Here is a 10527-nt window from a genome sequence, read left to right on the forward strand (position 1 = left end):
CAGGGAAGAATCTATGAGCACTGCTTTTGAGGAGCACCGCCTCGCCGTCTTCGGCGCCGGCGTGATGGGCACGAACATCTCGACGCTCGCCATCGGCCACGGCGTCCCGGTCGTGCTGCTGGACGTCGACGAGTCCGTGCTGGACCAGGCACGCCAGACCATCAAGCAGAAGCTGCGGCACGCCCAGCTCATGGGCGTGCTGCCGGCGGACCGTCCGCAGGGCACGCTGACCACCACCGTGTCCGTCGGCGACATCGCCGACGCCACCACGGTCATCGAGGCCGTCACCGAGGTCGCCGAGGTCAAGGAGAAGGTCCTCAGCGCGGCCTCCGGGATCGTCCGGCCCGGCACGACCCTGATCTCCAACACCTCCTGCATCCCGATCGACGAGATGGCCTCCTGGGTCGCGCGCCCCGAGGAACTCGTCGGCGTGCACTTCATGAACCCCTCCTACATGATCAAGATGGTCGAGGTCATCCGCGGCCCGCGCACGGCCCCCGCCGTCCTGGAAGCGGCCACCGGACTGCTCACCGCCCTCGGCCGCGAGTCCCTCGTCATCCAGGACTCCGCCGGCTTCGTGATCAACCGGCTGCTGCACCCGCTGATCAACACCGCGGCCATGCTCGTCCAGGAGGGCGTCGCATCCGTGGAGACCGTGGACGGCCTGCTGGAAGGCTGCCTCGGGCACTCCACCGGCCCGCTGCGCACCGGCGACCTCATCGGCCTGGACAACCTGGTCGACTCCCTCAACGTGCTCTACGAGCGCCGCGGCGACGAGAGCTGCCGCCCCTGTGACCTCCTGCTCGCCAAGGTGCAGGACGGCCACCTCGGCCGGAAGACCGGACGAGGCTTCTACGACTACGGAAAGGTCGCGTCATGACCGTCGAAGAGGAAACCTCTCCCCTCACCGCCGAGACCCTCGAGAAGGAACTCCTCGACTTCCTCGCGGAGCGCATCAAGACCACCGTCGAGGTGGACCAGGACCTCTTCTCGTCCGGCCTCGTCTCCTCCATGTTCGCGATGCAGCTCGTCGTCCACCTCGAGGAGGCGTACGACATCGCCATCGTCGGCGGGGACCTCAAGCTCGACAACTTCCGCACCGTCCAGACCATGACCGGCCTGGTGCTGCGACTGCGGGACACATCGGAATCGGCCGAGAATGCCTGAGCGTCCGGCCGACGAGCGCGCCGTCATCGGCGAGCTCGTCGGCAGCCGGGCGGCCGCCTGGGACGTCGCCGGCGAGCTGCCCCTGGACGTCCTGCGCAAGCTCGGCGCCCAGGGCCTGCTGTGTGCCCAGGTCCCGGCCTCCTACGGCGGGCCCGGACTGAGCAGCCAGGACAACGGTGAACTCACCGCCTACGCGGGCAGCCTGTGCAGCTCCCTGCGCTCCGTCATGACCTCGCAGGGCATCGTCGCCTGGACGATCCAGCGGTTCGGCGACCGCGCCCAGCGACGCACCTTCCTCGCCGAGCTGACCAGCGGGAAGCTCACGGCGGTCGGCTTCAGCGAGCCGGGGGCCGGCAGCGACCTGGCCGCCATGCAGACCCGGATCCGGCCCGACGGGGACGGCTTCGTCGTCGACGGCGAGAAGAAGTGGGTCACCGGCACCCGCTACGCCGACTTCGTCCTGATCGTGGGCCGCCACGGCGACGGCGACGGCGCCGCCGCGGCGGTGGTCCCCGTGGACACGCCCGGCGTGCACATCGAGCTGGTGCCCCACCCGATGGGCTGCCGGGCCGCCGGACACGCCAACATCCGCCTCGACAACGTCCGCCTCCCCGCCTCCCACGTACTGGGCGGCGGCGGGCAGCCCCTGTCGATGCTGTTCACCACGGCGCTCTCCTACGGCCGCATGTCGATCGCCTGGGGCTGCGTCGGCATCCTGCGAGCCTGCCTGGACGCGGCGGGCAACCACGCCAGGCACCGCACCCAGGGTGACGTTGCCCTCGCCGAACACCAGCTCGTCCGCGGACACCTGGCCGACATGCTCGTCGCCGAACAGGTCTCCCTGCGCGCCTGCGAACACGCCAGCAGGTGCTGGGACTCCGCCTCCCCGGACATGGGCGTCATGGCCGTCCTGGCCAAGCACGTCAGCGCCGGCCACGCCGCCCGGAGCGCGGCCACCGCCGTCCAGCTGCTCGGCTCGGCCGGCGCCGAGGACGGCCACGTGGTGGCCCGCGCCTTCCGTGACGCGAAGCTCATGGAACTCATCGAAGGCAGCAACGAGATCTGCCAGTTGATCCTGGCGGACCACGCCCTGTCGATTTCCGACCGACACAAGACCCTTGACGAGAGTGAAGCTGGTGGGAGGACCCGTGGCTGACAAGCCAACCCTCGTGAAGTGCCTGGTCTGGGACCTGGACAACACCGTCTGGGACGGCACGCTGCTGGAGGACCCCGACGTCGAGCTGTTCCCCGGAATCCGCGACGTCATCGTCGAACTCGACTCCAGGGGCATCCTGCACTCGGTCTCCAGCAAGAACGACCACGACCTCGCCTGGCCGCACCTCGAAAAACTCGGCCTTGCCGAGTACTTCGTCCACCCCCGGATCGGCTGGGGACCCAAGTCCGACTCGGTCAAGGAGATAGCGGAGCGCCTCAACTTCGCGCAGACCACCATCGCCTTCATCGACGACCTGCCCACCGAGCGCGCCGAAGTGAACTTCCACGCGCCCGACGTCCGCTGCTATGCGGCCGACCGCGCGACCTCCCTGACCGGCCTGCCCGAGTTCAGCCCCGAGATCGTCACCGTCGACGCCCGCCGCCGCCGCGAGATGTACCAGGCCAGTTTCCGCCGGGACGCCGAGAAGGACACCTTCAAGGGCCCCGACGAGGACTTCCTGCGCACCCTCGACCTCGTGATGGAGATCAAGCGCGCGGACGAGGAGGACCTCTCCCGGGTCGAGGAACTGACCCTGCGGACCAGCCAGATGAACGCGACCGGGGTGCACTACTCCGACGCCGCGCTGCGCGCCCTGCTGGCCGACCCGGACCACGACGTCCTCACCGTCACCCTCACCGACCGGTTCGGGCCGCACGGCGCCGTGGGCGTGATCCTCCTGGAGCGCCACCCCGGCCTGTGGCACCTGAAGCTCCTCGCGACCTCGTGCCGCGTGGTGACCTTCGGAGCCGGCGCGGTCATCCTCAACTGGCTGATCGACCAGGCGGCCAGGTCCGACGCCCACCTCGTGGCCGACTTCCGGCCCACCGACCGCAACCGCATGATGGACATCGCCTACCGGTTCGCCGGCTTCACCGACGAGTCCTGCGCCTGCCTGACCTCGCTGCCCGCGCCCGGCGATGCGGGCGTCCAGCGGCTGCACCTGCTCGCCACCCCGCGCGAGGCGCCCACCACGATGCGGCTCACCTCGCCCGAACTGGCCGAGGCCGCCGGCGACCAGGACGCCGTCGCGCACCGGTAAGGGACGCGAGGTTCCGCAACCGGCCGGGATATGGCGCACCGCTCAACCGAAGCGGCATCACGGTTGAACACGTGGTCCACCGGGTGGACCAGCCCATATCCTGGCCGTCGCCGGCTCCGGCGCGCCCTTTTGCGCAGCCGGCACTTTCCTTGGCGGAAGACTCTTTACCAGGTATCTCACTCGACCTCAGGAATGCCGAGGGAATTGTGAACGAGACTCATGCGCCGGCCCCGACGGAACTCGCCGTAGAGGGCACCGAACCTCTGGCGATCGTCGGCATGAGCTGCCGATACCCTGGCGGAGTCCGCTCACCCGAGGGCCTGTGGAAACTCCTGTCCGACCAACGGGACGCCATTGCCGGCTTCCCCACGGACCGGAACTGGAATCTCGAATCCCTCTACGGTGAGAACCCGGAGAGCCCCGGCAAGACATATCTCACCCGCGGCGGATTCCTTGAGGACGCCGCCGGTTTCGACGCAAGCTTTTTCGGCATCCCGCCGCGCGAGGCGCTGGCGATGGAGCCCCAGCAGCGCCTGCTGCTCGAAGCCTCCTGGGAGGCCCTGGAGCGCGCCGCCATCACCCCCGCCGCGATCCGGGGCACCAGGACCGGCGTGTTCGTCGGCGCCGAGCCCCGGGAGTACGGCCCCAGGCTGCAGGAGGCACCGGAGAGCGTTAAGGGCTACCTGCTCACCGGCACGACGACCAGCGTGATGTCCGGCCGGATCTCCTACCTGCTCGGACTGCACGGGCCCTCCATCACGGTCGACACCTCCGCGTCCAGCTCCCTGGTCGCCATCCACCTCGCCGCACAGGCCCTGCGGCACGGCGAGTGCTCGCTGGCCCTGGCGGGCGGCGTCTCCGTGATGGCCACACCCGGCAACTTCGTCGCGTTCAGCGGGCTGCGGGCGCTGTCCCCCGACGGCGTGTGCAAGCCCTTCTCGGCCTCCGCCGACGGAACCGTGTGGTCGGAAGGCGTCGGTCTGATCGTCCTGGAACGCCTGTCCGACGCCGTACGCAACGGCCACTCCGTCCTGGCCGTACTGCGCGGATCGGCGATCAACTCCGACGGCACCAGCGACGGCCTGACCGCCCCGAACGGCCAGGCCCAGCAGGCCGTCATCCGCCGCGCCCTGGCCAACGCCGGCCTCACCTCGGCGGACGTGGACGCGGTCGAGGCACACGGCACGGGCACCCGGCTCGGCGACCCGATCGAGGCACAGGCGCTGCTCGCGACCTACGGCCAGGAGCGCCCTCAGGACCGGCCGCTGTGGCTGGGCTCGGTGAAGTCGAACCTCGGACACACCCAGGCGGCCGCCGGTGTCGCCGGTGTCATCAAGATGGTGCTCGCCCTGCAGCACGGCCGGCTCCCGGCCACGCTGCACGCGGACGAGCCGTCGCCGCACGTGGACTGGACGGCCGGCGACGTGCGGCTGCTGTCGGAACCGAAGCCGTGGCCGGCCGGAGAACGCACCCGCCGCGCCGGTGTGTCCGCGTTCGGGATCAGCGGGACCAATGTCCACGTCATCGTGGAGGAGGCCCCGGCCACCGGGTCCGCCGGCACGGGTGCCGCCGCCACGTCACCCGTGCTGCCGGGCGCCGCCGCCTCGGTGGTGTCGGGCCGTTCCGCGCAGGGGCTCACGGCACAGTCCCAGCGGCTGCGCGAATGGATGACGGCACGGCCGGAGCTGGAACCGGCGGACGTCGCCTGGTCACTGGCGACGACACGATCGGCGTTCGAACACCGCGCCGTGGTGATGAGCGGCGACCGCACGGAACTGGCCGCCGCACTGCAGCAGTTGGCCGAGGACACGCCCGCGGCGACGGTGGTGTCGGGTGTGGCCCGCCCCGGCGCGCGCGTGGGTCTGGTCTTCGCGGGCCAGGGCTCGCAATGGGCCGGCATGGGCCGGGCGCTCCACGCGGGCAGCCCGGTCTTCGCCGAGACTTTCGACCGGGCATGCGCGCTGCTGGAGCCGGAGTCGGGCATCTCCGTCCGGGACGTCGTCCTGGGCGCCGACGGTGTAGACGGCGACATGGCGAACCAGACGCTCTACGCACAGACCGGCCTGTTCGCGTTCGAGATCGGCGTGGCGGCGGTGCTGAAGGCCGCCGGAGTCGTGGCCGACGCGGTGGTGGGCCACTCCGTGGGTGAGATCGCCGCGGCACATGTGGCCGGCGTGCTGTCGTTGGAGGACGCCTGCCGGCTGGTGGCGGCGCGTGCCCGGCTGATGCAGGCGCTGCCCGCCGGTGGGGCGATGGCGGCGGTCAACGCGTCCGAGGCCGAGGTGCTCGCCGCTCTGGCCGACGTGCCCGGAGTGTCGATCGCCGCCGTCAACGGCCCGCAGTCCGTCGTCGTCTCCGGTGAGACGGACGCGGTCGAGCACGTGGTGGAGATGTGGCGGGAGCGGGGCCGCCGGGTCCGGCGGCTGCGCGTGTCGCACGCCTTCCACTCCCCGGCGATGGACCCCGTCCTCGACGAACTCCACGCCGTGGCCGCCGGATTGCGGCACCGGGAGCCGCAGGCGGTGTGGGCGGGCGCGCTGACCGGCGAGGTGCTCACGGAGTGCGAGGCCGACTACTGGCCCGCGCAGGCACGACAGGCGGTGCGCTTCGCCGACGCCGTCGCCGCCCTCGCGGCGCAGGGCGTGTCGGTGTTCATCGAGGTCGGCCCCGACGGGTCGCTGTCGACCCTGGGACCGGACGCGGTGGCCGGCACCGCGGCGGAGGAAGCCGTGTTCGTCCCGCTGCAGCGACGCGACGAGCAGGGCGTGACCGCTCTCGTGGCAGGACTGGCACGCGCCTACGTCCAAGGCGTGCCCGTCGACTGGAGCAAGGTGCTGCCGGCCGGCCGGCAGGCGGAACTGCCGACGTACGCCTTCCAGCACGAGCGCTTCTGGCTCGACAGCGGTGCGCCGTCGGACATCATGGAACTCCCGCAGCCCACCGCCGGCCCGGCCGTACCACCCCCGCTCGACGCGGGCGCGGCCACCGGAGTGCTGCGGCAGCTCGCGGGACGACCGCGCTCCGAGCAGGACCAGATGGTCCTGGACCTGATCCAGACGCACGCCGCGGCCGTCCTCGGACACAGCTCACCCCAGGCGATCGATCCCGGACACACCTTCAAGGAAATCGGGTTCGACTCGGTGACCGGGGTCGAGCTGCGCAACAGACTGACGGCCGCGGTCGCCATGCGGCTGCCCACCACCCTGACCTTCGACCACCCCACCCCGGCGGAACTGGCCGAGTTCCTGCGGACACAGGCACTGGGACACCCGGACCCGGCACAGACCCCGGCCCGAGCAGCCGCAACGACCGACGAACCCATCGCCATCGTGGCGATGAGCTGCAGGCTCCCCGGCGACGTACGCTCCCCGGAACAGCTGTGGGACCTGCTGAGCGAAGGCGGGGACGCGGTCGGGCAACTCCCCACCGACCGGGGCTGGGACCTGTCGCAGCTGTACGACCCCGACGCCGCGCGGCCCGGCACCTTCTACGCCCGCGGAGGAGGATTCATCTCGGGAGCGGGCGAGTTCGACGCCGCGTTCTTCGGGATCAGCCCGCGCGAGGCACTGGCGATGGACCCGCAGCAGCGGCTGCTGCTGGAGATCTCCTGGGAGGCCTTCGAACGGGCGGGCATCGACCCGAGGCAGCTGCGCGGCTCGGCGACCGGGGTCTTCGTGGGCGCCGCCTCCTCCGGCTACGGTGCCAACGCGCCCGAAGCACTCGAGGGCCATCTGCAGTCGGGCATCGCCCCCAGCGTCATATCGGGCCGGGTCGCCTACACGCTCGGACTCGAGGGACCGGCCCTGACGGTGGACACGGCGTGCTCCTCGTCCCTGGTGGCACTGCACCTGGCAAGCCAGGCACTGCGCTCCGGCGAATGCTCACTCGCACTCGCGGGGGGCATCACCGTGCACGCCACCCCGTCCTGGCTCGTGTGGTTCAGCCGGCAGCAGGGCCTGGCCGCCGACGGACGCTGCAAGGCCTACTCGGAGCAGGCCGACGGCATGGGCATGGCCGAGGGAGCCGGCGTCGTCCTGCTCGAACGGCTGTCGGACGCCAGACGACTCGGACACCAGGTGCTGGCCGTGGTGTCCGGCAGCGCGGTCAACCAGGACGGCGCCTCCAACGGACTGACCGCGCCGAACGGCCCCGCGCAGCAACGAGTCATCCGTGCCGCCCTGGACAGCGCCGGTCTCGCCGCGGACGACGTGGACGTGGTCGAGGGCCACGGCACCGGCACCCGGCTGGGCGACCCGATCGAGGCGCAGGCCCTGCTGGCGACATACGGCCAAGGACGCCCTGAGGACCGCCCGTTGTGGCTGGGCTCGGTCAAGTCCAACATCGGACACGCCCAGTGGGCCGCGGGCGTGGCCGGCATCATCAAAATGGTGCTGGCGCTCCAGCACCAGGAACTTCCCCCCACCCTGCACGCCCAGGAACCGTCCTCGCACGTGGACTGGGACGCCGGAGCGGTCCGCCTGGCGACCGAGGCCGTGCCGTGGCCGCAGACCGCGCGCCCCCGGCGCGCGGGCGTGTCCTCGTTCGGCATCAGCGGCACGAACGCGCACGTGATCATCGAGCAGCCGCTCACCGAAGACACGCCCGCCCCCCGCGCCGCCCCGGCCGACGGTGTCCCGTCGGTGGCTCTGCCGGTGGTGCCGTGGGTGGTGTCGGGTCGGTCGGTGGCGGGTCTTGCGGGTCAGGCGGAGCGCTTGGCGGGGTTCGTCGGGCAGCGTCCGGACGTGGACCTGGTGGACGTGGGCTGGTCGTTGGCGGCCTCTCGTGGTGCGTTGGAGCATCGTGCGGTCGTTGTGGGGGCGGATGTTGGTGAACTGGCGGCCGGTTTGGGGGCGTTGGCCGAGGGCCGTGAGGTTCCGGGGGTGGTGTCCGGGGCTGTGAGTGGTGCGGGCAAGGTCGGGTTCGTCTTCACGGGGCAGGGTGCGCAGCGCCTGGGGATGGGTCAGGGGCTGTATGAGGCGTTCCCGGTGTTTGCCGAGGCCTTCGATGCGGTGTGTGCGGGGCTGAGTGGGCATCTGGAGGGCTCGCTGGCGGCGGTGATTCGCGGTGAGGGCGATGAGTCTTGGCCGGGTGGGGGCCGGATCGACGAGACGGTGTGGGCGCAGGCGGGGTTGTTCGCCGTTGAGGTGGCACTGTTCCGGCTCCTGGAGTCGTGGGGTGTGGGTCCGCAGGTGGTGGCGGGTCATTCGATCGGTGAGCTGGCTGCGGCGCATGTGGCCGGGGTGTGGTCGCTGGAGGATGCGTGTGCGGTGGTGGCCGCGCGTGGCCGGCTGATGCAGGAGCTGCCCGCTGGTGGGGCGATGGTGGCGGTCGAGGCGACCGAGGATCAGGTCGTCGAGGCGCTTGCGGGTCGGTCGGGTGTGGGGGTTGCGGCGGTCAATGGTCCTCGGGCTGTGGTGATTTCCGGTGTTGAGGACGACGTTCTGGCGGCGGCTGAGGTGTTGGCGGGGGGTGGGGCGCGTACTAAGCGTTTGACGGTGTCGCATGCGTTCCATTCGCCTTTGATGGAGCCGATGCTGGAGCGCTTCGCCGCGGTCGTCGGTGCGGTCGAGTACCAGGTGCCGAAGGTGACGTTTGTGTCGGCGTTGACCGGGTGTGTGGTGAGTGATGAGGTGACTGACCCGTCGTACTGGGTGCGGCATGTGCGTGAGGCCGTTCGCTTCTTCGATGCTGCAGGGGCGTTGCGCGACGCCGGTGTGCAGACCTTTGTGGAGATCGGTCCGGACGGGGTGCTGTCGGGCATGGGTCCGCAGACGCGTGCGGAGGCTGTTGGTGAGGTGGCTGCTGCCGAGGTGTGGCTGCCGGTGTTGCGTCGTGGTCGGGATGAGCCTCGGGCGTTGCTCACGGCGCTGGCGAAGGTGTTCGTGCGGGGCGTGGCGGTCGGCTGGGACAAGGTGTTCACGGGGACGGGTGCGCGGCGGGTCGACCTGCCGACGTATGCCTTCCAGCGACAGCACTACTGGCTGACCCCGGCTGTGGGCAGCCGCGCCGAGGACCTCGGCCTGGAGACCCCCGGCCACCCGCTGCTGGGTGCGGCGGTGACGTTGCCGGCGAGCGGCGGCCTGGTGCTGACGGGCCGCTTGTCCCTGGCCGGGCAGTCATGGCTGGCCGATCACGTGGTGGCCGGACAGGTCGTCGTGCCCGGAGCCGCGCTGATCGAGATGGCGATGCGCGCGGCCGATGAGGCCGGCTGCGCACAGGTCGAGGAACTGGTCATCGAGTCGCCCTTGGTGCTGTCGCCCCAGGGCGCAGTGCGGGTCCAGGTGACGGTGGACGGTCCGGACGAGTCCGGCCGGCGAACGGTCGGCATCTACGCCCAGGCCGAGGACGCGGCGCCCGAGGGCGAGTGGACGCGGCACGCGGCGGGCGTGCTGGCGCCCGCTCCCGCGGATGTCGATGCCGGTGCCGACAGTGGCTTGGCGCAGTGGCCTCCGGCCGGTGCCGATGCCGTGGACCTGGCGGGCTTCTATCCGGCGCTGTCCGAGAGTGGCCTCGCCTACGGCCCGGTGTTCCAGGGGATGCGTGCGGCCTGGCGGCGTGGTGAGGAGTTGTTCGCCGAGGTCGCGTTGCCGGACGACGTGGACGCAGCCGATTTCGGGGTGCACCCTGCCCTGCTGGACGCTGCCCTGCACGTGATCGTGGGTACGGGTGAACGCCGCGACAAGCTGGAGGTTCCGTTCTCCTGGCGGCACGTCGACCTGCACGCGACCGGCGCGTCCGTGGCCCGGGTCCGGGTGACCCCGGAGCGCACCGGTGAGGGCGTGACGCTGACCCTGGCCGATGGGTCCGGTGGGTTGATCGCGTCGGTGGGTTCGTTGGTTCTGCGGCCGTTTGTGGCTGCTGCTGAGGTGTCGGCTCGTGATGGGTTGTTCGGGGTGGAGTGGGTTGCTGCTTCGGGTGTGGTGGTGGGTGTTGGTGGTGTGGGTGTTGGTGATGTGGGTGGTCGGTGGGTGGTGGTGGGTGAGGCTGGTGGGCTGAGTGTGCCGGGTGCTGTGGTGTTTGGGGAGTTGGGTGGGTTGGTGGCTGCGGTGGAGGCGGGTGGGGTTGTTCCTGAGGTTGTGGTGGTGAGGGTGGGGGCGGTTTTGGG

At 71.0% G+C, this 10527-nt stretch carries 5 protein-coding genes; all 5 read left to right on the top strand.

Features of this window, described 5'->3' with window-relative positions:
* The first annotated feature begins 13 nt into the window (after nucleotides 1-13).
* On the top strand, nucleotides 14-880 hold the full coding sequence (locus ACZ7P3_RS41070; RefSeq protein ID WP_472089781.1) for a 3-hydroxyacyl-CoA dehydrogenase family protein: 867 nt from the start codon (nucleotides 14-16) through the stop codon (nucleotides 878-880).
* Nucleotides 877-1167 carry an acyl carrier protein gene (locus tag ACZ7P3_RS41075; RefSeq protein ID WP_472089782.1) on the top strand — a complete coding sequence of 97 codons (291 nt, stop codon included), beginning with the start codon at nucleotides 877-879 and terminating at the stop codon, nucleotides 1165-1167. The genes ACZ7P3_RS41070 and ACZ7P3_RS41075 overlap by 4 nt, the downstream gene beginning before the upstream one ends.
* Nucleotides 1160-2323: an acyl-CoA dehydrogenase family protein gene (locus tag ACZ7P3_RS41080; protein WP_472089783.1), complete on the top strand. Its 1164-nt coding sequence runs from the start codon at nucleotides 1160-1162 to the stop codon at nucleotides 2321-2323. Before ACZ7P3_RS41075 ends, ACZ7P3_RS41080 begins: the two co-directional genes overlap by 8 nt.
* Entirely contained in the window at nucleotides 2316-3422 is a 1107-nt protein-coding gene (locus ACZ7P3_RS41085) for an HAD-IIIC family phosphatase (protein ID WP_472089785.1), read from the top strand. Before ACZ7P3_RS41080 ends, ACZ7P3_RS41085 begins: the two co-directional genes overlap by 8 nt.
* A 206-nt stretch (nucleotides 3423-3628) precedes the next feature.
* Nucleotides 3629-10527 (top strand): type I polyketide synthase (locus tag ACZ7P3_RS41090; RefSeq protein WP_472089786.1); only part of this gene is annotated, 6899 nt, incomplete at its 3' end.

It is taken from the genome of Streptomyces sp. NPDC107581 (assembly GCF_055657175.1).

Excerpts from the sequence above, each read along its gene's own strand:
- ACZ7P3_RS41070 (WP_472089781.1), top strand. The coding sequence starts at position 14 with ATGAGCACTGCTTTTGAGGAGCACCGCCTCGCCGTCTTCGGCGCCGGC.
- ACZ7P3_RS41075 (WP_472089782.1), top strand. The coding sequence starts at position 877 with ATGACCGTCGAAGAGGAAACCTCTCCCCTCACCGCCGAGACCCTCGAG.
- ACZ7P3_RS41080 (WP_472089783.1), top strand. The coding sequence starts at position 1,160 with ATGCCTGAGCGTCCGGCCGACGAGCGCGCCGTCATCGGCGAGCTCGTC.